The 23,781-nt window shown below is 61.9% G+C and carries 22 protein-coding genes; 12 read left to right on the top strand and 10 right to left on the bottom strand.

The features are described 5' to 3' along the window. Positions 1–53: 53 nt before the first annotated feature. From AD664_RS09365 to sdhC, 4 genes are read right to left on the bottom strand one after another with little or no spacing between them, the layout of a single operon-like run. Positions 54–758, bottom strand: a complete 705-nt coding sequence (locus tag AD664_RS09365) for a succinate dehydrogenase iron-sulfur subunit (RefSeq protein WP_039594133.1) — start codon at positions 756–758, stop codon at positions 54–56. 11 nt (positions 759–769) lie between these two features. Beyond that, positions 770–2,542: a succinate dehydrogenase flavoprotein subunit gene (sdhA, locus tag AD664_RS09360; protein ID WP_053146081.1), complete on the bottom strand. Its 1,773-nt coding sequence runs from the start codon at positions 2,540–2,542 to the stop codon at positions 770–772. A 3-nt stretch (positions 2,543–2,545) separates the two neighbouring features. After that, complete coding sequence (sdhD, locus tag AD664_RS09355; protein ID WP_042731480.1) at positions 2,546–2,914, bottom strand: succinate dehydrogenase, hydrophobic membrane anchor protein; 369 nt, start codon at positions 2,912–2,914, stop codon at positions 2,546–2,548. Next, the gene (gene sdhC, locus AD664_RS09350) at positions 2,908–3,282 is read right to left on the bottom strand and encodes a succinate dehydrogenase, cytochrome b556 subunit (protein ID WP_024780620.1); all 375 of its coding nucleotides are present in this window, start codon (positions 3,280–3,282) and stop codon (positions 2,908–2,910) included. Before sdhC ends, sdhD begins: the two co-directional genes overlap by 7 nt. A 365-nt stretch (positions 3,283–3,647) precedes the next feature. Between sdhC and gltA the strand changes: the two genes are divergently transcribed. Next, positions 3,648–4,937, top strand: coding sequence for a citrate synthase (gltA, locus tag AD664_RS09345; RefSeq protein ID WP_053146079.1), 1,290 nt, complete (start codon positions 3,648–3,650; stop codon positions 4,935–4,937). A 188-nt stretch (positions 4,938–5,125) separates the two neighbouring features. Here the strand turns inward: gltA and AD664_RS09340 are convergent, their stop codons facing one another. From AD664_RS09340 to AD664_RS09330, 3 genes are all read right to left on the bottom strand, one after another. Then, entirely contained in the window at positions 5,126–6,784 is a 1,659-nt protein-coding gene (locus AD664_RS09340; RefSeq protein WP_042731482.1) for a cation acetate symporter, read from the bottom strand. Beyond that, positions 6,781–7,092 (bottom strand): DUF485 domain-containing protein, encoded by a 312-nt coding sequence (locus AD664_RS09335; RefSeq protein ID WP_053146077.1) that lies wholly within the window; start codon positions 7,090–7,092, stop codon positions 6,781–6,783. Before AD664_RS09335 ends, AD664_RS09340 begins: the two co-directional genes overlap by 4 nt. Positions 7,093–7,408: 316 nt before the next feature. Then, a complete protein-coding gene (locus AD664_RS09330) occupies positions 7,409–8,263 on the bottom strand; it encodes a glycine betaine ABC transporter substrate-binding protein (protein ID WP_053146076.1) in 855 nt (284 codons plus the stop codon). A gap of 372 nt (positions 8,264–8,635) precedes the next feature. Between AD664_RS09330 and AD664_RS09325 the strand changes: the two genes are divergently transcribed. Beyond that, positions 8,636–9,934 carry a serine/threonine protein kinase gene (locus AD664_RS09325; RefSeq protein WP_042731485.1) on the top strand — a complete coding sequence of 433 codons (1,299 nt, stop codon included), beginning with the start codon at positions 8,636–8,638 and terminating at the stop codon, positions 9,932–9,934. Next, positions 9,927–10,715, top strand: a complete 789-nt coding sequence (locus AD664_RS09320; RefSeq protein ID WP_042731486.1) for a VacJ family lipoprotein — start codon at positions 9,927–9,929, stop codon at positions 10,713–10,715. The genes AD664_RS09325 and AD664_RS09320 overlap by 8 nt, the downstream gene beginning before the upstream one ends. A 133-nt stretch (positions 10,716–10,848) precedes the next feature. Here AD664_RS09320 and AD664_RS09315 read toward each other — a convergent pair whose 3' ends face one another. Further along, a complete protein-coding gene (locus tag AD664_RS09315) occupies positions 10,849–11,763 on the bottom strand; it encodes a DUF808 domain-containing protein (protein WP_053146073.1) in 915 nt (304 codons plus the stop codon). Between the two features lie 130 nt (positions 11,764–11,893). Between AD664_RS09315 and AD664_RS09310 the strand changes: the two genes are divergently transcribed. Next, positions 11,894–12,499 (top strand): TetR/AcrR family transcriptional regulator, encoded by a 606-nt coding sequence (locus AD664_RS09310; protein WP_047736459.1) that lies wholly within the window; start codon positions 11,894–11,896, stop codon positions 12,497–12,499. Between the two features lie 130 nt (positions 12,500–12,629). On the opposite strand, the gene AD664_RS09305 is transcribed toward AD664_RS09310, so the two are convergent. Beyond that, the gene (locus AD664_RS09305; RefSeq protein WP_053146071.1) at positions 12,630–13,088 is read right to left on the bottom strand and encodes a transposase; all 459 of its coding nucleotides are present in this window, start codon (positions 13,086–13,088) and stop codon (positions 12,630–12,632) included. Between the two features lie 207 nt (positions 13,089–13,295). Further along, positions 13,296–13,736: a heme-binding protein gene (locus tag AD664_RS09300; protein ID WP_053146069.1), complete on the bottom strand. Its 441-nt coding sequence runs from the start codon at positions 13,734–13,736 to the stop codon at positions 13,296–13,298. Positions 13,737–14,004: 268 nt separating this feature from the next. Here AD664_RS09300 and gcl point away from each other — a divergent pair, with 268 nt between their 5' ends. The 8 genes from gcl (at position 14,005) to AD664_RS09260 (ending at position 23,717) form a co-directional block, all read left to right on the top strand. After that, positions 14,005–15,780: a glyoxylate carboligase gene (gene gcl / locus AD664_RS09295; RefSeq protein WP_053146067.1), complete on the top strand. Its 1,776-nt coding sequence runs from the start codon at positions 14,005–14,007 to the stop codon at positions 15,778–15,780. Between the two features lie 168 nt (positions 15,781–15,948). Continuing rightward, on the top strand, positions 15,949–16,731 hold the full coding sequence (hyi, locus tag AD664_RS09290) for a hydroxypyruvate isomerase (protein ID WP_053146065.1): 783 nt from the start codon (positions 15,949–15,951) through the stop codon (positions 16,729–16,731). A gap of 156 nt (positions 16,732–16,887) precedes the next feature. Beyond that, positions 16,888–17,778, top strand: coding sequence for a 2-hydroxy-3-oxopropionate reductase (locus tag AD664_RS09285; RefSeq protein ID WP_047736463.1), 891 nt, complete (start codon positions 16,888–16,890; stop codon positions 17,776–17,778). A gap of 147 nt (positions 17,779–17,925) precedes the next feature. Beyond that, on the top strand, positions 17,926–19,206 hold the full coding sequence (locus AD664_RS09280) for a glycerate kinase (protein ID WP_053146063.1): 1,281 nt from the start codon (positions 17,926–17,928) through the stop codon (positions 19,204–19,206). Then, a complete protein-coding gene (gene pyk, locus AD664_RS09275) occupies positions 19,196–20,611 on the top strand; it encodes a pyruvate kinase (RefSeq protein ID WP_053146061.1) in 1,416 nt (471 codons plus the stop codon). The genes AD664_RS09280 and pyk overlap by 11 nt, the downstream gene beginning before the upstream one ends. A 273-nt stretch (positions 20,612–20,884) precedes the next feature. Then, the gene (locus tag AD664_RS09270) at positions 20,885–21,787 is read left to right on the top strand and encodes an urea transporter (RefSeq protein ID WP_053146059.1); all 903 of its coding nucleotides are present in this window, start codon (positions 20,885–20,887) and stop codon (positions 21,785–21,787) included. Positions 21,788–21,808: 21 nt separating this feature from the next. Continuing rightward, on the top strand, positions 21,809–22,633 hold the full coding sequence (locus tag AD664_RS09265; protein WP_042731743.1) for an ion transporter: 825 nt from the start codon (positions 21,809–21,811) through the stop codon (positions 22,631–22,633). An 85-nt stretch (positions 22,634–22,718) separates the two neighbouring features. Further along, positions 22,719–23,717, top strand: coding sequence for a sulfate ABC transporter substrate-binding protein (locus AD664_RS09260; protein ID WP_053146056.1), 999 nt, complete (start codon positions 22,719–22,721; stop codon positions 23,715–23,717). Positions 23,718–23,781 lie beyond the last annotated feature (64 nt).

The raw sequence follows: 23,781 nt of genomic DNA, 5'->3' as shown, positions 1-23,781 counted from the left end.
GCCCGCGCCCTAGCCTCTACGGGTACAGCGGTTCTACGGGTACAGCAGCTGAATCACACGCCGTTTTGCAGCAGCATGTTACGTACGTGACCGATGGCCTTAGTCGGGTTCAGGCCTTTCGGGCAGACGTTGACGCAGTTCATGATCCCGCGGCAGCGGAATACGCTGAACGGGTCATCCAGTGCGGCCAGACGCTCGGACGTCTTGGTGTCACGGCTGTCTGCCAGGAAGCGGTACGCTTGCAGCAGGGCGGCCGGGCCCAGGAATTTGTCCGGGTTCCACCAGAAGGATGGGCACGAGGTCGAGCAGCAGGCGCACAGGATGCACTCGTACAGACCGTCGAGCTTCTCACGCTCTTCCGGGGACTGCAGACGCTCGATGGCCGGAGCCGGCGTGTCGTTCTGCAGGAATGGCTTCACCTTCTCGTATTGCTTGTAGAAGATGCTCATATCGACGACCAGGTCACGGATAACCGGCAAACCTGGCAGCGGACGAACGATCAGCTTGTTGCCTTTCACAACGGCCGACAACGGCGTGATGCAGGCCAGGCCGTTCTTGCCGTTGATGTTCATGCCGTCGGAGCCGCAAACGCCCTCGCGGCAGGAGCGACGGTAGGAGAAGCCTTCGTCCTGTTCCTTGATCAGGGCCAGCACGTCCAGCACCATCAGGTCCTTACCACCGGTATCGACCTGGAAATCCTGCATGAACGGCGCGGCGTCCTGATCAGGGTTGTAGCGATAAACACTGACTTGCAACATAGCGGTCACCCTTAATAAGTCCGGACTTTTGGTTCGAAAGTCGGAACAGTCTTCGGCGAGAAGTTCACGGCACGCTTGGCGACGCGTTTTTCACCCGGGAAGTACAAGGTGTGGCACAGCCAGTTTTCGTCGTCTCGGTCTTCGTAGTCTTCACGGGCGTGGGCGCCACGGGACTCTTTACGCACTTCTGCGGCGATGGCGGTGGCTTCGGCCACTTCCAGCAGGTTCTGCAACTCCAGCGCTTCGATACGGGCGGTGTTGAACGCCTGCGATTTATCGTTGATCTTCACGTTGGCGATTCGTTCACGCAATTGCGCCAGCTGGGCAATACCCTTCTGCATGTATTCGCCGGTACGGAATACACCGAAGTAGTTCTGCATGCAGCTTTGCAGCTCGCGGCGCAGGGTGGCGACGTCTTCGCCATCGGTGCGCTCGTTCAGGGCGGACAGACGGGCCAGGGCCGCGTTGATGTCGGCGTCGGTGGCGTCGTCGTATTCGATACCGTCGCTCAGCGCCTTCTCCAGGTGCAGGCCAGCGGCACGACCGAAGACCACCAGGTCGAGCAGCGAGTTGCCGCCCAGGCGGTTGGCACCGTGGACCGATACGCACGCCACTTCACCCACTGCGAACAGGCCAGGGATGATCTGGTCGACGCCTTCGGCGTCCTGGGTGATTGCCTGACCATGGATGTTGGTGGCAACGCCGCCCATCATATAGTGGCAGGTTGGAACGACCGGCACCGGCGCGACGACCGGGTCGACGTGGGCGAAGGTCTTGGACAGCTCGCAGATACCTGGCAGGCGGCTGTGCAGCACTTCCTCGCCCAGGTGGTCGAGCTTGAGCATCACGTGGTCGCCATTCGGGCCGCAACCGTTGCCGGCGATGATTTCCTTGACCATCGAACGGGCAACCACGTCACGACCAGCCAGGTCCTTGGCGTTCGGAGCATAACGCTCCATGAAACGCTCGCCGTGCTTGTTGATCAGGTAGCCGCCTTCACCACGGCAGCCTTCGGTGACCAGTACGCCGGCGCCGGCGATGCCGGTCGGGTGGAACTGCCACATTTCGATGTCTTGTACCGGCACGCCAGCACGCAGGGCCATGCCAACGCCGTCACCGGTGTTGATCAGGGCGTTGGTAGTGGAGGCATAGATACGGCCTGCACCGCCGGTCGCCAGCACGGTGGCCTTGGAGCGGATGTAGGTGGTTTCGCCGGTTTCGATGCAGATCGCGATCACGCCGACGAAGGCGCCGTCCTGGTTTTTCACCAGGTCAACGGCGTAGTACTCGTTCAGGAACGTGGTACCGGCCTTCAGGTTGCCCTGATAAAGGGTGTGCAACAGTGCGTGACCGGTACGGTCGGAGGCCGCGCAAGTACGGGCAGCCTGCCCGCCCTTGCCGTAGTCCTTGGACTGGCCACCGAACGGACGCTGGTAGATACGGCCGGTTTCGGTACGGGAGAACGGCAGGCCCATGTGGTCCAGCTCGAACACCGCGGCCGGGCCTTCCTGACACATGTATTCGATAGCGTCCTGGTCGCCGATGTAGTCGGAACCCTTGACGGTATCGTACATGTGCCAGCGCCAGTCATCGTTCGGGTCGGCCGAAGCGATGGCGCAAGTGATGCCGCCCTGGGCGGAAACAGTGTGCGAACGAGTCGGGAAAACCTTGGTGATCACGGCAGTCTTGTGACCGCCCTGCGCCAGTTGCAGCGCTGCGCGCATGCCGGCACCGCCGCCACCAATGATGATGGCGTCGAAAGAAATCGTAGGAATGTTAGCCATGAATCAGATACCCCAAAGAATCTGCACACCCCAGACGAAGTACGCGAACATCGCGACGCCGCATACCGCCTGGAAAAGGAAACGTATGGCAGTCGCCGACTTGCCGAACGCCATTTGCGTCAGGTAGTCGGTGGCGATGGTCCACATGCCTACCCAGGCGTGAGCGCCCAGTGCGACAAGGGCCAGCAGACTGAAGATACGCATCCAGTTGTTTGCGAACAGTTCATGCCATTGGGCATAGCCAAGGCCAGGGTTTGCCACGACATATCCGATCAGGAAAATGAAGTAAGCCGCGAGAACGACCGCAGACACGCGCTGCGCCATCCAGTCATAAAGGCCCGAACGCGAGAGGTTCGTAACGTTGGTTACCATATCCAGACTCCTGCCAGAACAATCACCACCACGGAAACGGCGATAACGATTTTCGAGCCCAGCTTGCCGCCTTCCAGCGTTTCACCGATGCCCATATCCATGATCAAGTGGCGCACACCGGCAACCAGGTGATACAGCAAGGCGGACAGGATGCCCCAAATCACTAGCTTGGCTAGCGGACTGGTCAGACACGCTTTCACCTGACCGAAGCCTTCTTCCGAGTCGAGCGACTTGTCCAATGCGTAAAGCATGATGGCCAGGCTGACGAAGAGGATGACACCGGAGATACGGTGAAGAATGGACGTGTAAGCAGTGACTGGGAGTTTGATGGTCCTTAGGTCTAGGTTTACAGGTCGTTGGCTTTTCACGGCTTTTTTTTCACACTGAAGAGCCCCTAACAATCAGGGCAAAGTTGTTGCGGCGCGCACTGGTCAGGTACTCACCACCCAGGGAGTGACGACCCCCAAGAAAGCAGGCCCAAAAGCCCCTGGCGGTCGGTGGCCGAGTATAGACAGTTAGGCTACTAATGACAACGCGTTCACCTTCCCCTAATAGCGCATTGCACATACCAGACAAAAGGCGTAAACGGCAGGTAATTTCGCGGAAAAAGTCCGGTTAAAGCCTTCTGGAGCAAGACTTTAGGCAAATTGACTTTCGGATTTATCTCACTATAGTGGTGCGGGCCCTGCGTGGGGGGTCTGTCTGATGATTCCAAGCATTAATAGGAGGCCACATGGCTGACAAAAAAGCGCAGTTGATCATCGAGGGCGCAGCCCCCGTCGAGCTGCCCATTTTAACCGGCACCGTTGGTCCCGATGTAATCGACGTACGGGGCCTGACGGCCACGGGCCGTTTCACCTTTGACCCAGGTTTCATGTCGACCGCCTCGTGCGAGTCGAAAATCACCTACATCGACGGCGACAACGGCATCCTGCTGCACCGCGGCTACCCGATCGAGCAACTGGCTGAAAAATCGGACTACCTGGAAACCTGCTACCTGCTGCTCAACGGCGAGCTGCCAACCGCAGAGCAAAAGGCCCAGTTCGTCAGCACCGTGAAGAACCACACCATGGTTCACGAGCAGTTGAAGACCTTCTTCAACGGCTTCCGTCGCGATGCCCACCCGATGGCCGTCATGTGCGGCGTTGTCGGTGCCCTCTCGGCCTTCTACCACGACTCCCTGGACATCAATAACCCCCAGCATCGCGAAATCTCCGCGATCCGCCTGGTGGCGAAGATGCCGACCCTGGCAGCCATGGTCTACAAGTACTCCATGGGCCAACCCATGATGTACCCGCGCAACGACCTGAACTATGCAGAAAACTTCCTGCACATGATGTTCAACACCCCGTGCGAGATCAAACCGATCAGCCCGGTGCTCGCCAAGGCCATGGACCGGATCTTCATCCTCCACGCCGACCACGAGCAGAACGCGTCCACGTCCACCGTGCGCCTGGCCGGCTCGTCGGGTGCCAACCCGTTCGCCTGTATCGCCGCCGGTATCGCGGCACTCTGGGGCCCGGCCCACGGCGGTGCCAACGAAGCGGTACTGACCATGCTCGATGAAATCGGCGATGTCTCGAACATCGACAAGTTCATCGCCAAGGCCAAGGACAAGAACGATCCGTTCAAGCTGATGGGCTTCGGTCACCGGGTCTACAAGAACCGCGACCCGCGCGCCACCGTCATGAAGCAGACCTGCGACGAAGTGCTCAAGGAACTGGGGATCAAGAACGATCCGCAACTCGAACTGGCCATGCGCCTGGAAGAGATCGCCCTGACCGACCCGTACTTCATCGAGCGCTCGCTGTACCCGAACGTCGACTTCTACTCGGGGATCATCCTCAAGGCGATCGGCATTCCAACCAGCATGTTCACCGTGATCTTCGCCCTGGCGCGGACCGTCGGCTGGATCTCCCACTGGAAGGAAATGCTCTCCAGCCCGTACAAGATCGGCCGCCCGCGCCAGCTGTACACCGGCTACGAGTCGCGTGACATCACCAAGCTGGAAGATCGGCACTAAACCCCAGCCAGAAAAAACGGCCTCTTGAAGAGGCCGTTTTTTTTGGGCTGGGGTTTAGAGCTACGAGCTGCAAGCTGCAAGCTGCAAGCTGCAAGCAAAAAAAATACCCCTGCCTCTCAACAGGGGTATTTTCCTACGCTGCACCGCATCTAACTTGCAGCTTGAAGCTTGAAGCTCGCAACTGCTTCTTAGTGATTTACCGCCCCACTCGCCCCCAGGCCCGTCTGCGAACGCACGAACTGCGGGAAGAACAGCGCCCGCTCGTTGGCCGCTTCAGCCGACTTGTCGGTGATGGAGAAGAACCAGATGCCCACGAAGGCAATGGCCATCGAGAACAGCGCCGGGTACTCGTACGGATAGATCGGCTTCTCGTGCCCCATGATCTGCACCCAGATGGTCGGGCCCAGGATCATCAGGCCCACGGCACTGACCAGGCCCAACCAGCCGCCGATCATGGCGCCACGGGTGGTCAGCTTCTTCCAGTACATCGAAAGCAGCAGCACCGGGAAGTTGCAGCTCGCCGCGATGGAGAACGCCAGGCCCACCATGAACGCGATGTTCTGCTTCTCGAACAGGATACCCAGGGCGATTGCCAGCACCGCCAGGGCGATGGTGGTGATCTTCGAGACGCGAATCTCGTCCTTTTCGTTGGCCTTGCCTTTCTTGATCACGCTGGCGTACAGGTCGTGGGACACCGCCGAAGCGCCTGCCAGGGTCAAGCCGGCCACCACCGCCAGGATGGTCGCGAAGGCGACCGCCGAGATAAAGCCGAGGAAAATACTGCCACCCACCGCGTCGGCCAGGTGCACCGCCGCCATGTTGTTGCCACCGAGCAAGGCACCTGCCGCGTCCTTGAAGGCCGGGTTGGTGCTGACCAGCAGGATCGCGCCGAAGCCGATGATGAAGGTCAGGATGTAGAAGTAGCCGATGAAGCCTGTGGCGTACAGCACGCTCTTGCGCGCTTCCTTGGCGTCACTCACGGTGAAGAAGCGCATCAGGATATGCGGCAGGCCAGCGGTACCGAACATCAGCGCCAGACCCAGGGAGAACGCCGAAACCGGATCCTTCACCAGGCCACCCGGGCTCATGATCGCTTCACCTTTAGGGTGAACCTTGACCGCTTCGGAGAACAGCATGTTGAAGTCGAAGTTCACGTGCTTCATGACCATCAAGGCCATGAACGAAGCACCCGACAGCAACAGCACTGCCTTGATGATCTGTACCCAGGTGGTGGCCAGCATGCCGCCGAACAGCACGTAGAGGCACATCAGGATACCCACCAGGATCACCGCGACGTGGTAGTCCAGGCCGAACAGCAGCTGGATCAGCTTGCCGGCCCCCACCATCTGCGCGATCAGGTAGAACGCCACGACCACCAGCGAGCCGCTGGCCGACAGGGTCCGGATCTGCTTCTGCCCCAGGCGATAGGACGCCACGTCGGCGAAGGTGTATTTACCCAGGTTACGCAGGCGCTCGGCGATCAGGAACAGAATGATCGGCCAGCCCACCAGGAAGCCGATCGAGTAGATCAAGCCGTCGTAGCCGGAAGCGAACACCAGGGCGGAAATACCCAGGAAAGACGCCGCCGACATGTAGTCACCGGCAATCGCCAGACCGTTCTGGAAACCGGTGATCCGGCCGCCAGCGGCATAGTAGTCACTGGCCGACTTGCTGCGCTTGGACGCCCAGTAAGTGATGCACAGGGTCAGGCCGACGAAGGCCACGAACATGATGATGGCCGAGACGTTGAGCGGTTGTTTCTGCACGGCCCCGGTCAGGGCCTCAGCCGCCCAGGCACCCGGGGCGAACGCTGCGATGCTCGAGAGAGCCAGTAGACGCCGGATCATTGCTGAGCCTCCTTGAGAATCGCATTGTTCAGGTCGTCGAACTCGCCGTTGGCACGTCGCACATAAATACCGGTCAGGATGAAAGCCGAGACAATCAGGCCGACACCGATGGGAATACCCCAGGTGATCGTCGACTCGGGCGTGATCTTGGCCCCGAGCACGTGTGGCCCGTAGGCAATCAGCAGGATGAATCCGGCGTACAGCCCTAGCATGATCGCCGAGAGAATCCAGGCGAACCTTTCCCTTTTTCTCACCAGCTCCTTGAAGCGCGGGCTGTTTTGAATCGAGAGGTAAATGCTGTCGTTCATTGTTTTTATCCTCGCAGCACAATTTTAGTTGGAACGCCCCTACTCTATGCGGCCCAAGGCCAGGTTCCAGACGACCTTAGTATTAGAACGACATGACGGTTTTGCCAGTTTCCCGCAAACTTTTGCCATGGCTCTTCTGTGGGAGCGAGCTTGCTCGCGATTGCGGTCGCACATTCAATATAAATGCAAGCAGATATACCGCTATCGCGAGCAAGCTCGCTCCCACTGGAAATTGGCAAGACCGAAAGGTTGCAGACATAAAAAAAACCGCATGACACGACGTCATGCGGCTTTCGGGATCACTGGATCAGGCGGATTACTGGCCAGTCCAATCCTTGACGCGGTCCGGGTGCTTGGCGACCCAGTCCTTGGCTGCGGCTTCAGGCTTGGCACCCTCCTGGATGGCCAGCATGACTTCGCCGATTTCGTCTTTCGAGGCCCACTGGAATTTCTTCAGGAAGGCAGCCACTTCCGGCGCCTTGGTGTCCAGTTCCTTGCTACCGATGCTGTTCACGGTTTCAGCCGCGCCGTAGACGCCTTTCGGGTCTTCCAGGAAGCGCAGTTTCCACTTGGCGAACATCCAGTGCGGTACCCAGCCGGTCACGGCGATGGATTCGTTCTTCTTCTCGGCACGGGTCAGCTCGGCGATCATGCCGGCACCGGAACTGGCCTTGAGTTGATAGCCGGTCAGGTCGTAATCCTTGATGGCCTGCTCGGTCTTGAGCATTACGCCTGAACCGGCGTCGATGCCGACGATGCGTTTCTTGAAGGAATCGTCGGTCTTCAGGTCCTCGAGAGACTTGGCCTTGACGTATTCAGGCACGATCAGGCCGATCTTGGCGTCCTTGAAGTTGGGACCGTAGTCGACCACCTGGTCCTTGTTCTTGGCCCAGTAGTCGCCGTGCGTCACCGGCAGCCAGGCCGAGAGCATGGCGTCGAGCTTGCCGGTGGCCACGCCTTGCCACATGATCCCGGTCGCCACTGCTTGCAGCTTCACGTCGTAGCCCAGCTTCTGCTTGATGACTTCGGCCGCGACGTGCGTGGTCGCGACGCTGTCGGACCAGCCGTCAACGTAGCCAATGCTCAGGGTTTTGGTTTCGGCACTGGCCAGTGTGGAACTGATCGCCAGTACCAGTGCGGCACCTGCGCCCAAGAGTCGTCGCATCTTCATCGTTACTTCCCCGAAAGTGCTGCGCCCGACGGATGCCGAGCGGCGTCAACGTGTTGTTATGGTCACAGCGCCCCCATCACGCTCGCCCACCCAAACCGGTTCGAACGCCAGTGGAGTACTGACGCGTCGATCATCAACCTGCGCCGATCCGTATCCTGCTCTGTCAGCGACCTCGATAAACCGAGAAACGACATCAGAACGCCAGCTGCGACACGCAGGGCCCAACTAGCCATCACCGGGGCCGAACGTGTATCGTCCCGCTACTATTGCACCCACTGCGCGCCTGTTTCGTGCCGATCATGGCACTTGGCTTCGCTTCGGTGGTCATAGGCTGCGAACCTCATTCGGCACCTTCCTCTTAGGGATCTCGTCATGCTCCGTTCCTTGCGCTTCGCTGCCCTCTTCGGCGGCCTTATCCTGAGTGCGTCCGCGCTGGCGGCAGATATTGACGCCGCCAGTTATGGCTACCCCTTGACCAACCCGTTCGAGGCGACCATTGCCACCACCCCGCCGGACCTGCGCCCGGAGTTGCCGCTGATCGAGGACATCAATCAGTCCGACCACAGCCTGAAACTGCGCCCGGAACGCGAGTTCATCCTGCCGGACAACTTCTGGCCGGTGAAAAGCCTCACCTACCGCCTGGCCACCCAGGACAAGCCGGCACCGCTGATCTTCCTGATCGCCGGCACCGGCGCGCGCTACGACAGCAGCCTCAACGAATACCTCAAGCGCCTCTACTACAAGGCCGGCTACCACGTGGTGCAGCTGTCATCGCCCACCAGCTTCGACTTCATGAGCGCGGCTTCACGCTTCGCCACACCGGGCATTTCCAAGGAAGACGCCGAGGACATGTACCGGGTGATGCAGGCCGTGCGTGCGCAAAACCCCAAGCTGCCGGTGACCGAGTATTACCTCACCGGTTATAGCCTGGGCGCACTGGATGCGGCATTCGTCGCGCACCTGGACGAAACCCGGCGCAGCTTCAACTTCAAGAAAGTCTTGTTGCTCAACCCGCCGGTGAACCTCTACACCTCGATCACCAACCTGGACAAGCTGGTGCAGACCCAGGTCAAGGGCATCAACAGCACCACCACCTTTTATGAGCTGGTGCTGAACAAGCTGACCCGCTACTTCCAGCAAAAAGGCTACATCGACCTCAACGACGCCCTGCTCTACGACTTCCAGCAGTCCAAGCAACACCTGAGCAACGAGCAGATGGCGATGCTGATCGGCACGTCGTTCCGCTTCTCGGCGGCCGACATCGCGTTCACGTCGGACCTGATCAACCGTCGCGGCCTGATCATCCCGCCCAAGTTCCCGATCACCGAAAGCACCAGCCTGACGCCTTTCCTCAAGCGCGCGCTGCAATGCGACTTCGACTGCTACCTCACCGAGCAGGTGATCCCGATGTGGCGCGCGCGCACCGACGGCGGCAGCCTGTTGCAACTGGTCGACCAGGTCAGCCTGTATGCATTGAAGGATTACCTGCAGGCCAGTTCGAAGATCGCTGTCATGCACAACGCCGACGACGTCATCCTCGGCCCGGGCGACCTGGGCTTCCTGCGCAAGACCTTTGGCGATCGCCTGACGGTTTATCCATTGGGCGGCCACTGCGGCAACCTTAACTACCGCGTCAACAGCGACGCCATGCTGGAGTTCTTCCGTGGCTAAATATCTCCTGCTTATTGCGGCGCTCCTGGGGGCGGGCATGGTGCACGCCGACGACGGCAAGACCGCTGCGCCAGCGGTGGTGGACCCGGATGGCTTCAAGGAACCACTGACCAAGCTCAAGTTCAACCCGGGGCTGGACCAGCGCGAATTCGAGCGCTCGACCCTCAACGCCCTGAACGTGTACGACCCGCTGGAATCCTGGAACCGCCGGGTCTACCACTTCAACTACCGCTTCGACCAATGGGTGTTCCTGCCCGTCGTCGATGGCTACCGCTACATCACCCCGAGCTTCGTGCGCACCGGGGTCAGCAACTTCTTCAACAACCTGGGCGACGTGCCGAACCTGATGAACAGCCTGCTGCAGTTCAAGGGCAAGCGTTCGATGGAAACCACCGCGCGGCTGCTGCTCAACACCACCGTCGGCATTGCCGGCCTGTGGGATCCGGCCACCGCCATGGGCCTGCCGCGCCAGAGCGAAGACTTCGGCCAGACCCTGGGCTTCTACGGCGTGCCGGCCGGCGCGTATTTCGTGCTGCCGATCTTCGGCCCGTCGAACCTGCGCGACACCTCGGGCTTGCTGGTGGACTACACCGCCGAATCGGCGATCAACTTCCTGAACGTCGCCGAAGTCAGCGCCAACCACCCGGAACTGCTGCTCCTGCGGGGCGTGGACAAGCGTTACCAGACCAGCTTCCGCTATGGCCAACTGAACTCGCCGTTCGAGTATGAAAAAGTCCGCTACGTGTACACGGAGTCGCGCAAGTTGCAGATTGCCGAGTAAATCCCGGTACACCTAAAACTACTGTGGGAGCGAGCTTGCTCGCGATAGCGGTCTTTCAGGCAACGAAGAAGTTGAATGTCAGGCCCTCATCGCGAGCAAGCCCGCTCCCACCGTTTGTTTTGCGTTGCCAGGTCTAGCCCTTCAACGCTTTCCAGATCTTGCCCACCGCCATCACCCCCGCCAACACCACCGCACCCGCCACGATCCCCGCCACCGCATTGAGTAACATCGGCACGATGAACCCCGCGCCGCCGGCGCTGGCCGCCACACCTTCGATCCAGTGGTGCACCACCGGCACACCGTGGGTGAGGATGCCGCCGCCCACCAGGAACATCGCCGCCGTGCCGATCACCGACAGGCTTTTCATCATGTAGGGCGCGGCGCGCAGGATGGCGCCGCCGATACGCTGGGCGGCCTGCCCCGGCTTTTGTGTCAGCCAGAGCCCCAGGTCGTCGAGCTTGACGATCCCCGCCACCAGGCCATAGACGCCGGCGGTCATGACAATGGCGATGCCGGACAGCACGATCACCTGCTGGGTCAGCGTGGCATCGACCACCGTACCCAGGGTGATGGCGATGATTTCCGCCGAGAGGATGAAATCGGTGCGCACCGCGCCCTTGATCTTGTCCTTTTCGAAAGCCACCAGGTCGACCGCCGGGTCAGCCACTGCCTGGGCCAACTGCGCGTGTCCGGCCTGGTCCTCGGCCGGGCTGTGAAGAAACTTGTGGGCCAGCTTTTCAAAGCCCTCGAAGCACAGGTAGGCACCGCCCACCATCAGCAGCGGCGTCACCAGCCAGGGCACGAAGGCACTGATCGCCAACGCCGAGGGCACCAGGATCAACTTGTTGATGAACGAGCCCTTGGCCACGGCCCAGACCACCGGCAGTTCCCGCTCGGCACGCACGCCAGAGACTTGCTGGGCGTTGAGCGCCAGGTCGTCGCCCAGCACACCGGCGGTTTTCTTGGCGGCCATCTTGGTCATCAACGCTACGTCGTCGAGCACGGTGGCGATGTCGTCGATCAGTACCAGCAAACTGCTTCCAGCCATGGAGGGGCTCCTTGAACAATAATGCCGCGCAGCATACCGCGAGCCGCGGCCCTCGGGGCATTCTTGAGCGCCGCGCGAGGCCGGTGCTACCATGCGCCACCGCCAGAACAGGCAAGGAACCCCTGGGTTTATGAGCACTATCCGCGAGCGCAACAAAGAACTGATCCTGCGTGCCGCCAGCGAGGAATTTGCCGACAAGGGCTTCGCCGCGACCAAGACCAGCGACATCGCGGCCAAGGCCGGCCTGCCCAAACCCAACGTCTACTACTACTTCAAATCCAAGGAAAACCTCTACCGCGAGGTCCTGGAAAGCATCATCGAGCCGATCCTCCAGGCGTCCACCCCTTTCAATGCCGACGGCGTACCGAGTGAAGTGCTCAGCCACTACATTCGCTCCAAGATCCGCATCTCCCGCGACCTGCCCTTCGCCTCGAAGGTCTTCGCCAGCGAAATCATGCACGGCGCACCCCACCTGAGCCCCGACCTGGTGGAACAACTAAACGCCCAGGCCCGGCACAACATCGATTGCATCCAGACCTGGATCAACCGCGGCCAGATCGCCCCCATCGACCCCAACCACCTGATGTTCAGCATCTGGGCCGCCACCCAGACCTACGCTGATTTCGATTGGCAGATCACCGCCATCACCGGCAAGGCGAAGCTGGATGAAGCCGATTACGAAGCGGCGGCGCAGACGATTACCCGGTTGGTGTTGAAAGGGTGTGAGACAGGCTGATACACCGATTCGCTGCCCATTCGCGAGCAAGCCCGCTCCCACAGGTGCTGATGGTGGATACGAAAGATATGGACACCGCAACCCCCTGTGGGAGCGGGCTTGCTCGCGAATGGGCCGACTCGACTTAAGCTCAAACCCAGATCGCATCCCACAAGGGATAGTCGCCAAACCGTTTGACCAAACCGGCCCGCAATGGGTTGGCCACGACATACCGGGCAAGCTTGACCAGATTTTCTTCCCGTCGCAGCGCCCGGTCATGGTAGCCCTGCTGCCAGAGACTCCCCGATCTCCCAGACTTCTCGTTGACGCCCCTGACACTTAAAGATTTCACCTGACACATCAACTGCCCTAAAGACCCGCGATGCAGTTGGATCAACCAATGAAAATGGTCAGGCATTACGACGAAAGCCAAGGAGTCTGCAATACCACATTTTTCTATTGCCCTGAACTGGTGGACAACTATTCTGCCCAGACCATAGTCCCTGAAAACAGGTTCGCGCTCCAACGTGTTGGCTGTCAGCAGATAGATGCGATTTGGCTCTGCCCATCGACCGATGCGCAGGCGATGCGAAGCTGAACGTGCAGGCATTCCATCGAGTCCTTTCCTGGATGAAGTCCTGAAAGGCTAGCTTTGGAATTGGAGAATCCTGGGTCCAACCTTTAGCCGGATGTGTCTGGTCGATCGCCTTCGCGAGCAAGCCCGCTCCCACAGGGGGTCTGGTATTCATAAATTTGGTGTCCACCAACGTGTGGGAGCGAGCTTGCTCGCGAAGGCAGTAGCCCAATCACCACCGCATCAAGCGCTCATCCCCACATCCGCTCCCAACCCCAACGCCTCGACAGCCCTCACCGCGCACTGCTCGTCCACGTCTGACAGATCGCCACTGACGCCAATCGCACCCAGCACTTTTCCAGCCGGATCCCTGATCAACACCCCACCCGGAACCGGCACCACGCTGCCCTGCCCCAGGCTGTTCAGCGCGGCAATGAAAGCCGGGCGTTGTTGGGCGTCCTGGGCCAGCAGGCGCGAGCCCTTGCCCAGGGCGATGGCGCCCCAGGCTTTACCGATGGCGATGTGGGGACGAAGCAGGCTCGCGCCGTCTTCGCGTTGCAGGGCGATCAGGTGGCCGCCGCTGTCGAGGATGGCGACGGTCAGGGGGGCGGCACTGATTTCGCGGCCGGCGGCAAGGGCTTGCCCGGCCAGGTTGACGGCGACGTTCAAGGTTAGAGCGCTCATGGGTGCTGTCCTTTTTTTGTGATGGGAGAGCCTTTCGGATTTCATTTCAAGCAAAACTGAACACCACAAATAGAACACAACAAAATATATTTTTGTATACAATAATTATCACAAAGCTCCTGAACCGACGAAAAACATCCGTCTTCATTGGGCTTACGACGAATAAAACGGGCGCTTGAGAAAATGGATTGACCTGCGCCGCTTAGCGTGAATAAACTCGACGCACAGCCACTTGTATACAATTACAAAACGTAAGAGGCACAAAACCATGAGCAAAATGAGAGCAATCGAAGCCGCCGTCCTGGTGATGCGCCGTGAAGGCGTGGACACTGCCTTCGGCATCCCGGGTGCGGCGATCAACCCGCTGTACTCTGCCCTGCAAAAAGTGGGCGGCATCGATCACGTCCTCGCTCGCCATGTGGAAGGTGCCTCGCACATGGCCGAGGGCTACACCCGCACCAAAGCGGGCAACATCGGCGTGTGCATCGGCACCTCGGGCCCGGCCGGCACCGACATGGTCACCGGCCTCTACAGCGCCAGCGCCGACTCGATCCCGATCCTGTGCATCACCGGCCAGGCCCCCCGCGCCCGCCTGCACAAGGAAGACTTCCAGGCCGTGGACATCACCAGCATCGTCAAGCCGGTGACCAAGTGGGCGACCACCGTCCTGGAGCCTGGCCAGGTGCCCTACGCGTTCCAGAAAGCCTTCTATGAAATGCGTTCCGGTCGCCCGGGCCCGGTGCTGATCGACCTGCCCTTCGACGTGCAGATGGCCGAGATCGAATTCGACATCGACACCTACCAACCGCTGCCCCTGGCCAAGCCTGCCGCCAACCGCGTGCAGATCGAGAAGGCGCTGAGCCTGCTGAACCAGGCCGAGCGGCCATTGCTGGTAGCGGGCGGCGGCATCATCAACGCCGATGCCAGTGAGCTGCTGGTGGAGTTCGCCGAGCTGACCGGCATCCCGGTCATCCCGACCTTGATGGGCTGGGGCACGATCCCCGACGATCACCCGCTGATGGTCGGCATGGTCGGCCTGCAGACATCCCACCGCTACGGCAACGCGACGCTGCTCAAGTCCGACGTGGTGCTGGGCGTCGGCAACCGCTGGGCCAACCGTCACACCGGCTCGGTGGATGTCTACACCGAGGGCCGCACCTTCATTCACGTGGACATCGAGCCGACGCAGATCGGCCGGGTATTCACACCTGACCTGGGCATCGTTTCCGACGCAGCCTCGGCCCTGACCTTGTTCATCGAAGTCGCCCGCCAGTGGCAAGCCGCCGGCAAGTTGAAGGACCGCAGCACCTGGGTGCAGGACTGCCAGCAACGCAAGGCAAGCCTGCAGCGCAAGACCCACTTCGACAACGTGCCGGTCAAACCCCAGCGCGTGTACGAGGAAATGAACCAGGTGTTCGGCAAGGACACCTGCTACGTCAGCACCATCGGCCTGTCGCAGATCGCCGGCGCGCAATTCCTGCACGTCTACAAGCCGCGCCACTGGATCAACTGCGGCCAGGCAGGCCCCTTGGGCTGGACCATTCCGGCCGCGCTCGGGGTGGTCAAGGCTGATCCGAGCCGCAAGGTCGTGGCGCTGTCGGGCGACTATGATTTCCAATTCATGATCGAAGAGCTGGCGGTGGGCGCGCAGTTCAAGCTGCCGTACATCCATGTGGTGGTGAACAACTCTTACCTGGGCCTGATTCGCCAGGCGCAACGCGGGTTCGACATGGACTACTGCGTGCAGCTGTCCTTCGATAACCTCAACGCGCCAGAGCTCAACGGTTATGGCGTGGACCACATCGCCGTGGCCGAGGGCCTGGGGTGCAAGGCGTTGCGGGTGTTCGAGCCGTCCGGCATCCAGCCGGCGCTGCGCCAGGCCCAGGCCATGATCGAGGAGTTCAAGGTGCCGGTGATCGTCGAGGTTATCCTGGAGCGGGTGACCAATATTTCCATGGGCACCGAGATCAACGCCGTCAACGAATTCGAAGACCTGGCGCTGGTGGGCAACGATGCGCCGACGGCGATTTCGTTGCTTGACTGACACTGACGCCTCCACAGGCACTGCTGTTCATGAAGGACATCACCGGACCTGTGGCGAGGGCGCTTGCTCCCGCTGGCTGCGCAGCAGCCCATTTTGTGAGTGCTTTGCACTCAAGCGGGAGCAAGCTCCCTCGCCACAAGGGTCCCTACACCTCTACAGGAGATTGTCATGCCGCGTTTCGCCGCCAACCTGTCCATGCTGTTCACCGAGCAGGATTTCCTCGCCCGTTTCGAAGCGGCCGCAAAAGCCGGTTTCAGTGGGGTCGAGTACCTGTTCCCCTATGACTACAGCAGCGCCGAACTCAAGGCACAGCTCGACGCCCATGGCCTGACCCAAGTGCTGTTCAACCTGCCGGCCGGTGACTGGGCCAAGGGCGAACGCGGCATTGCCTGCCTGCCGGACCGGGTCGAGGAATTCCGCGCCGGTGTCGACCTGGCGATTGCCTATGCCCAGGTGCTGGGCAACACCCAGGTCAATTGCCTGGCCGGGATCCGCCCGCAGAACTGTGACGAGGCCCTGGTGCAGAAAACCTTCGTCGCCAACCTCAAGTACGCGGCCGAGAAGCTGCAAGCCAAGGGCATCAAACTGGTGATGGAAGCCATCAACACCCGCGACATCCCCGGCTTCTACCTGAACAACACCGCCCAGGCCCTGTCGATCCGCGAGCAGGTGGGCAGCGCCAACCTGTTCCTGCAATACGACATCTATCACATGCAAATCATGGAAGGCGACCTGGCCCGGACCCTGGCCGCGCACCTGGGCGAGATCAACCACGTGCAACTGGCAGACAACCCCGGACGCCATGAGCCGGGCACCGGCGAGATCAACTATCGCTTCCTGTTCGAACACCTGGACAGCATCGGTTATGCCGGTTGGGTCGGCTGCGAATACAAGCCCCTGACCACCACCGAAGCGGGACTGGGCTGGCTGAAAAGCCATAACGCGATCTGATGCAATTCCCCCTGTGGGAGCGAGCTTGCTCGCGATGGCGCCAGCCCAGTCACGCATTTTTTGGCTGAAACACCGTCATCGCGAGCAAGCTCGCTCCCACAGAAAAGCACTCCCTCATCTGCTTGAAGCAGCGATAACAACAAGAGGATTTCCCCCATGGCTAAAATCGGATTCATCGGCACCGGCATCATGGGCCACCCCATGGCATTGAACCTGCAAAAGGCCGGTCACAGCCTGTTGCTGTCCCAGCACCACGACGCGGCCCCGGCCGACCTGCTGGCCGGCGGCGCGGTGGCGCTGGCCAACCCACGGGAAGTGGCCCAGGAAGCCGAGTTCATCATCGTGATGGTCCCGGACACCCCTCAGGTCGAGGACGTGCTGTTCCGCGCCGATGGCGTGGCGGCTGGCGTCGGCGCGGGCAAGGTGGTGATCGACATGAGCTCGATCTCCCCCACCGCCACCAAGGCGTTCGCGGCGAAGATCAATGAAAAAGGCGCGCAGTACCTCGATGCGCCGGTGTCTGGCGGCGAAGTCGGCGCCAAGGCGGCCACCCTGAGCATCATGGTCGGCGGCGACAGCGCGGCGTTCGAACGCGCCTTGCCGCTGTTCCAGGCCATGGGCAAGAACATCACCCTGGTGGGCGGCAACGGCGACGGCCAGACCGCCAAGGTGGCGAACCAGATCATCGTCGCCCTGAACATCCAGGCCGTGGCCGAGGCATTGCTGTTCGCCGCGAAAAACGGCGCCGATCCGGCCAAGGTCCGCGAGGCCCTGATGGGCGGCTTCGCCTCGTCGAAGATCCTGGAAGTGCACGGCGAACGCATGATCAAGGGCACCTTCGACCCAGGCTTCCGCATCAGCCTGCACCAGAAGGACCTGAACCTGGCCCTGCAAGGCGCCCGGGAGTTGAACATCAACCTGCCCAACACCGCCAACGCCCAGCAAGTGTTCAGCACCTGCGCGGCCCTCGGCGGCGGCAACTGGGATCACTCGGCGCTGATCAAGGGGCTGGAGCACATGGCGAATTTCTCGATCCGCGATAACTGATCCACCACAAAACCCTGTGGGAGCGGGCTTGCTCGCGAAGGTGTGTCAGCCACACATATGCCGTCTGGCACACCGCCTTCGCGAGCAAGCCCGCTCCCACAAGGGTTTCGCGCTGAATTCGAATAACAAGAACTCCGGGAGCCCGCCATGTCGGTCGATCCGCAACAATTGCTGCGCGAGCTGTTTGCCACGGCCATCGACGCGGCGCATCCGCAGCACGTCCTTGAACAGTACCTGCCCCGCGACCGCAGCGGCCGGGTGATCGTCATCGGTGCCGGCAAGGCTGCCGCCGCCATGGCCCAGGTGATCGAGCGCTGCTGGGAGGGCGAGGTCTCGGGCCTGGTGGTAACCCGCTACGGCCATGGCGCGCCCTGCGAGAAAATCGAAGTGGTGGAAGCCGCCCACCCGGTGCCCGATGCGGCCGGCCTGGCGGTCGCCCGGCGAGTGCTGGAACTGGTCAGCCACCTGACCGAGGACGACCGGGTGATTTTCCTGCTGTCCGGTGGAGGCTCGGCATTGCTGGCACTGCCCGCGGCCGGCATCACCCTGGCCGACAAGCAATCGATCAACAAGGCCCTGCTCAAGTCCGGCGCCACCATCGGCGAGATGAACTGCGTGCGCAAGCACCTCTCGGCGATCAAGGGCGGGCGCCTGGGCAAGGCCTGCTGGCCGGCAACGGTCTACACCTATGCGATTTCCGATGTGCCCGGGGACCTCGCCACGGTCATCGCCTCCGGCCCTACCGTGGCCGACCCGAGCACCTCGGCTGAGGCCTTGGCAATCCTCAAGCGTTACCACATCGAGGTCCCCGCCTCCGTGCGCGCCTGGCTGCAAAGCCCGGAATCGGAAACCGTCAAGCCTGGCGACCCGAGCCTGGCCCGCAGCCATTTCCAGCTGATCGCCCGGCCCCAGCAGTCCCTCGAAGCGGCTGCCGTGAAAGCCCGTCAGGCCGGCTTCAGCCCGTTGATCCTCGGCGACCTGGAAGGCGAATCCCGGGAGGTGGCGAAGGTCCATGCCGGCATCGCCCGGCAGATCGCCCTGCACGGCCAGCCCTTGCCGGCCCCGTGCGTGATCCTGTCCGGCGGCGAAACCACGGTCACCGTGCGCGGCCATGGCCGGGGTGGCCGCAATGCCGAATTCCTCCTGAGCCTGACCGACAGCCTCAAGGGGTATCCCGGCATCTATGCCCTGGCCGGCGACACCGACGGCATCGACGGCTCCGAGGACAACGCCGGCGTCCTCATGACCCCGGACAGCTATCGCCGCGCCGCCGAACTGGGCCTGAACGCCAGCGATGAATTGGACGACAACAACGGCTACGGCTACTTCGCCGCGCTGGACGGGCTGATCATCACCGAGCCGACCCGCACCAACGTCAACGACTTTCGCGCCATCCTGATTCTCGAGGCCCCCAAACATGACGCCTGACAAGAAGGTCAAGATCCTCGCCACACTCGGCCCCGCGACCCGTGGCATCGATGACATCCGCGATCTGGTGCAGGCCGGCGTGAACATCTTCCGCCTGAACTTCAGCCATGGCGACCACGCCGATCACGCCCAGCGCTACCGCTGGATTCGTGACGTCGAACAACAGTTGAACTACCCGCTGGGTATCCTGATGGACCTGCAAGGCCCGAAACTGCGGATCGGCCGGTTTGCCGACGGCAAGGTGCTGCTGCAACGCGGCCAGGCCCTGCGCCTGGACCTGGACCCGACGCCGGGCGATCAACGCCGGGTCAACCTGCCCCACCCGGAAATCATCGCGGCCCTGGAGCCCGGCATGGACCTGCTGCTGGACGACGGCAAGTTGCGCCTGCGGGTGACGGCCCGACACAGCGACGCCATCGACACCGAAGTGCTCAACGGCGGCGAGCTGTCCGACCGCAAGGGCGTGAACGTGCCACAGGCCGTGCTCGACCTGAGTCCGCTGACCCAAAAGGACCGGCGCGACTTGAGCTTCGGCCTGGAGTTGGGCGTGGACTGGGTGGCACTGTCGTTCGTCCAGCGTCCCGACGACATCCGCGAAGCCCGGGCCCTGATCGGGGACAAGGCGTTCCTGATGGCGAAGATCGAGAAACCATCGGCGGTGAACCAACTGCGGGAAATCGCTGAACTGTGCGACGCGATCATGGTTGCCCGCGGTGACCTGGGCGTCGAAGTGCCGGCCGAAAGCGTGCCGCAGATCCAGAAAAGCATCATCGGCACTTGCCGCGCCCTCGGCAAACCGGTGGTGGTCGCCACGCAGATGCTCGAGTCGATGCGGTTCTCGCCGGCGCCGACCCGCGCCGAGGTCACCGACGTGGCCAACGCTGTGGCCGAAGGGGCCGACGCGGTGATGCTCTCGGCGGAAACCGCGTCGGGCGACTACCCCCTCGAGGCGGTGCAGATGATGAGCAAGATCATCCGCCAGGTGGAAAACGGCCCCGACTACCCGGCGCAACTGGACGTCAGCCGGCCGAAAGCCGAGGCCACGGTGTCGGACGCCATCAGTTGTGCCATCCGCCGCATCAGCAGCATCCTGCCGGTGGCGGTGCTGGTGAACTACAGCGAGTCGGGTGCCTCCAGCCTCCGGGCGGCGCGGGAGCGGCCAACGGTGCCGATCCTCAACCTCACGCCGAATCTCGCCGCGGCGCGCCGCCTGACCGTGGCCTGGGGCGTGCACTCGGTGGTCAACGACCGGCTGCGGCAAGTGGACGAGGTGTGCTCCACCGCCCTGGAAATCGCCCAGGCCCAAGGCATGGCCCAGCGTGGCGACACCCTGCTGATCACCGCGGGCGTGCCGTTCGGGCAACCGGGGTCGACCAATTCGTTGCGTATCGAGACGTTGATCTAGCGCCTGTACTGGCCTCTTCGCGAGCAAGCCCGCTCCCACAAGGACGTCACCGCCCCGTGGCGAGGGAGCTTGCTCCCGCTGGAGCGCGCAGCGGTCCCAAGCTTTTTGGGGCTGCTACGCAGCCCAGCGGGAGCAAGCCCCCTCGCCACGACAAGTGATGAACCTTGAGTAAACAGCGTTACGCTCCGGCAGGGGCTTGGTGAACGCTGCGAGTTCAATGTGGAAGCGGGCTTGCTCGCGAAGGGTTCACCCTGGTTTATCAGACACACAACCATGCCCAACCCCCACTGCCCCGACTGGGCCACCGCCCTGCTCAACGGCTTCAGCCAGATTTTCCTCCAGCGCCATCCGCTGTGCGGCCTGTTGTGCCTGCTGGCGATCCTGCTTGGCGCCCCGGCCCTGTTCGCAGGAGCGTTGCTCGGCGGCGTGGCCGGGTTGCTCACGGCCCAGCGGCGGGGCTACCCCAAGGCGGATCGCCAGGCCGGGCTGTTCAGCTACAACGGCATCCTGCTGGGGTTGTTGTTGGGTCTCACCTTGCCCGGGTCCATCCTGTTGCCGCCGTTGGTCATCGCCGGCGGCGGTCTTGGCGCGATGCTGACCCAGCAGTGGCTCAAGCGAACTCGCAGCCCTCGCAGCCTGCCCGCCTACACAGCGCCGTTCGTGGGGCTGGGCTGGCTGCTGCTGGCGTTCGCCACGCCGTCAGCGTCGCCACCCCCGGCGGCCCTGTCGTTGCCCAACCTGCTGGCTGCGCCGTTGAACGGACTGGCCCAGGTCATGCTGCTCGACGGCCCATGGGCCGGGGCACTGATTGCCCTGGGCCTGTTGCTCGCCAACCGACGCGCCGCCGGCTGGGCCCTGTTCGGTTCGGTCGCCGGCCTGGGCTTCGCCCTGCTGCACCCTGATCACGCCGCCGCCCTGTCCGGCCTGGCGGGCTACAACCCGGCGCTGGTGGCTTTGGCCCTCAGCCCGCAACGCCGCCGGCCGTGGCTGCCGTTGGCGGGCATCCTGCTGGCGATCCTGCTCACGCCGGGCTTCGGCGCCCTCGGCCTGGCGCCGCTGACGGCACCGTTCATCCTGGCCTGCTGGCTGGTCCAGGCCACCCGTCGCACCTGGCACCAGGCCTGTCTCGATGCTGCGCCTTGCGCTCTGCGGGGCAATCACCCTAGGCTTCGCTGATTCCGAGATCAGGCGATGGGTATGGACAGCAACAACAACTGGCGTGAACGTCTCTACATCATGATTTTCCAGACCGACACCGTGGCCGGCCGGCGTTTCGACAGCACCTTGTTGTTGATCATCCTCGCCAGCCTGGTGATCGTGATGCTCGACAGCATCGACAGCGTGCATCAGGACTATGCGTCCGTTCTGGCCGGCATCGAATGGGGCTTTACCTTCATCTTCATCGTCGAGTACGGCTTGCGCCTGTACTGCTCGCCCAAGCCGTTGCGCTATGCCTTCAGTTTCTATGGGCTGGTGGATCTGCTGGCGATCGTGCCGGGGATCCTGGCGCTGTACTACAGCGATGCCCAGTACCTGCTGATCATTCGTATCATCCGCATGCTGCGGATCTTCCGCGTGCTCAAGCTCAGCCCCTACCTCAAGCAGGCCAACTACCTGATGGCGGCATTGCGGGGCAGCAAGCAGAAGATCATCGTGTTCCTGGTCAGCGTCTCGACCCTGGTGACGGTGTTCGGCACTTTGATGTACGTCATCGAAGGCCCCGAACACGGCTTCACCAGCATTCCCAAGGGCATCTACTGGGCTATCGTGACACTGACCACCGTCGGCTTTGGCGACATCGTGCCCAAAACGCCGCTGGGCCAGGTGGTGTCCTCCATGGTGATGATCACCGGTTACTCGATCATCGCCGTGCCCACCGGCATTTTCACCGCCGAACTGGCCACCGCCATGCGCGGCGATCAGCTCAAGCATGACTGCCCGGTGTGCAACAAGAACAGCCATGAACAGGCGGCGGCCTTTTGTGCCCGTTGTGGCAACGCGCTATTCAAGAAATTGGAATAAGCAAAGTACTTTTAAATGCTTGAAGACCTATGCGCTTGCGGCTAGTTTGCCCGGCACTCCCCGTCCCAATAAAAAGGAATTCGCAGTGAAGAACTTCTTTGGCGCCTCCCTTCTCGCCGCCGGCCTGGCCTTCGGCAGCCTGGCCCATGCCGCCCCGACCTTGCTCAACGTTTCCTACGACGTGATGCGCGATTTCTACAAGGACTACAACGCGGCCTTCCAGAAGCATTGGCAAGCCGAGCACAACGAGAACATCGCCGTGCAGATGTCCTTCGGCGGCTCCAGCAAGCAAGCACGCTCAGTGATCGACGGGTTGCCGGCGGATGTCATCACCATGAACATGGCCACCGACATCAACGCCCTGGCGGACAACGGCAAGCTGGTCCCGGACAACTGGGTCACCCGCCTGCCGAACAACAGCGCCCCGTTCACCTCGGCCACGGTATTCATCGTGCGCAAGGGCAACCCCAAGGCGCTGAAAGACTGGCCCGACCTGCTCAAGGACGGCGTGCAGGTGATCGTGCCCAACCCGAAAACCTCCGGCAACGGCCGCTACACCTACCTGTCGGCCTGGGGCTATGTCCTCAAGAACGGCGGTGACGAGAACAAGGCCAAGGACTTCGTCGGCAAGCTGTTCAAGCAGGCACCGGTGCTGGATACCGGCGGCCGCGCCGCCACCACCACGTTCATGACCAACCAGATCGGCGATGTGCTGGTGACCTTTGAAAACGAAGCGGAAATGATCGCCCGGGAGTTCGGCCGCGACCAGTTCGAAGTGGTCTACCCCAGCGTCTCCGCCGAAGCCGAGCCACCGGTGAGCGTGGTGGACAAAGTGGTCGAGAAGAAAGGCTCCCGCGCCGCGGCCGAGGCCTACCTCAAGTACCTCTGGTCACCAGAAGGCCAGGAAATCGCCGCCGCCAACTACCTGCGCCCACGGGACCCGGCCGTGTTGGCCAAGTACACCGACCGCTTCCCGAAAGTGGATTTCCTGTCGGTGGAAAAGACCTTCGGCGACTGGCGCACCGTGCAGAAGATCCACTTCAATGACGGTGGGATTTTCGACCAGATCTATAGCGGCCAGTAAAGCACCGCAAATCCCCGTGGCGAGGGAGCTTGCTCCCGCTGGAGCGCGCAGCGGTCCCCAGCTT

The organism is Pseudomonas sp. P97.38, assembly GCF_001269745.1.
Taxonomy (GTDB): Bacteria; Pseudomonadota; Gammaproteobacteria; order Pseudomonadales; family Pseudomonadaceae; genus Aquipseudomonas; species Aquipseudomonas chlororaphis_E.
Note: the sequence above shows the minus strand (reverse complement) of the source record. Positions and strands in the feature narration are given on the sequence as shown.

What these genes read in the sequence shown, in the direction of transcription:
- AD664_RS09365 (WP_039594133.1), bottom strand. Translation starts at nt 758, where the DNA reads ATGTTGCAAGTCAGTGTTTATCGCTACAACCCTGATCAGGACGCCGCG.
- AD664_RS09285 (WP_047736463.1), top strand. Translation starts at nt 16,888, where the DNA reads ATGGCTAAAATCGGATTCATCGGCACCGGCATCATGGGCCACCCCATG.
- AD664_RS09305 (WP_053146071.1), bottom strand. Translation starts at nt 13,088, where the DNA reads ATGCCTGCACGTTCAGCTTCGCATCGCCTGCGCATCGGTCGATGGGCA.
- AD664_RS09330 (WP_053146076.1), bottom strand. Translation starts at nt 8,263, where the DNA reads ATGAAGATGCGACGACTCTTGGGCGCAGGTGCCGCACTGGTACTGGCG.
- AD664_RS09280 (WP_053146063.1), top strand. Translation starts at nt 17,926, where the DNA reads ATGTCGGTCGATCCGCAACAATTGCTGCGCGAGCTGTTTGCCACGGCC.
- AD664_RS09340 (WP_042731482.1), bottom strand. Translation starts at nt 6,784, where the DNA reads ATGATCCGGCGTCTACTGGCTCTCTCGAGCATCGCAGCGTTCGCCCCG.
- gltA (WP_053146079.1), top strand. Translation starts at nt 3,648, where the DNA reads ATGGCTGACAAAAAAGCGCAGTTGATCATCGAGGGCGCAGCCCCCGTC.
- AD664_RS09270 (WP_053146059.1), top strand. Translation starts at nt 20,885, where the DNA reads ATGCCCAACCCCCACTGCCCCGACTGGGCCACCGCCCTGCTCAACGGC.
- hyi (WP_053146065.1), top strand. Translation starts at nt 15,949, where the DNA reads ATGCCGCGTTTCGCCGCCAACCTGTCCATGCTGTTCACCGAGCAGGAT.
- AD664_RS09335 (WP_053146077.1), bottom strand. Translation starts at nt 7,092, where the DNA reads ATGAACGACAGCATTTACCTCTCGATTCAAAACAGCCCGCGCTTCAAG.
- gcl (WP_053146067.1), top strand. Translation starts at nt 14,005, where the DNA reads ATGAGCAAAATGAGAGCAATCGAAGCCGCCGTCCTGGTGATGCGCCGT.
- pyk (WP_053146061.1), top strand. Translation starts at nt 19,196, where the DNA reads ATGACGCCTGACAAGAAGGTCAAGATCCTCGCCACACTCGGCCCCGCG.
- sdhD (WP_042731480.1), bottom strand. Translation starts at nt 2,914, where the DNA reads ATGGTAACCAACGTTACGAACCTCTCGCGTTCGGGCCTTTATGACTGG.
- AD664_RS09315 (WP_053146073.1), bottom strand. Translation starts at nt 11,763, where the DNA reads ATGGCTGGAAGCAGTTTGCTGGTACTGATCGACGACATCGCCACCGTG.
- AD664_RS09265 (WP_042731743.1), top strand. Translation starts at nt 21,809, where the DNA reads ATGGACAGCAACAACAACTGGCGTGAACGTCTCTACATCATGATTTTC.
- AD664_RS09325 (WP_042731485.1), top strand. Translation starts at nt 8,636, where the DNA reads ATGCTCCGTTCCTTGCGCTTCGCTGCCCTCTTCGGCGGCCTTATCCTG.
- AD664_RS09300 (WP_053146069.1), bottom strand. Translation starts at nt 13,736, where the DNA reads ATGAGCGCTCTAACCTTGAACGTCGCCGTCAACCTGGCCGGGCAAGCC.
- AD664_RS09310 (WP_047736459.1), top strand. Translation starts at nt 11,894, where the DNA reads ATGAGCACTATCCGCGAGCGCAACAAAGAACTGATCCTGCGTGCCGCC.
- sdhA (WP_053146081.1), bottom strand. Translation starts at nt 2,542, where the DNA reads ATGGCTAACATTCCTACGATTTCTTTCGACGCCATCATCATTGGTGGC.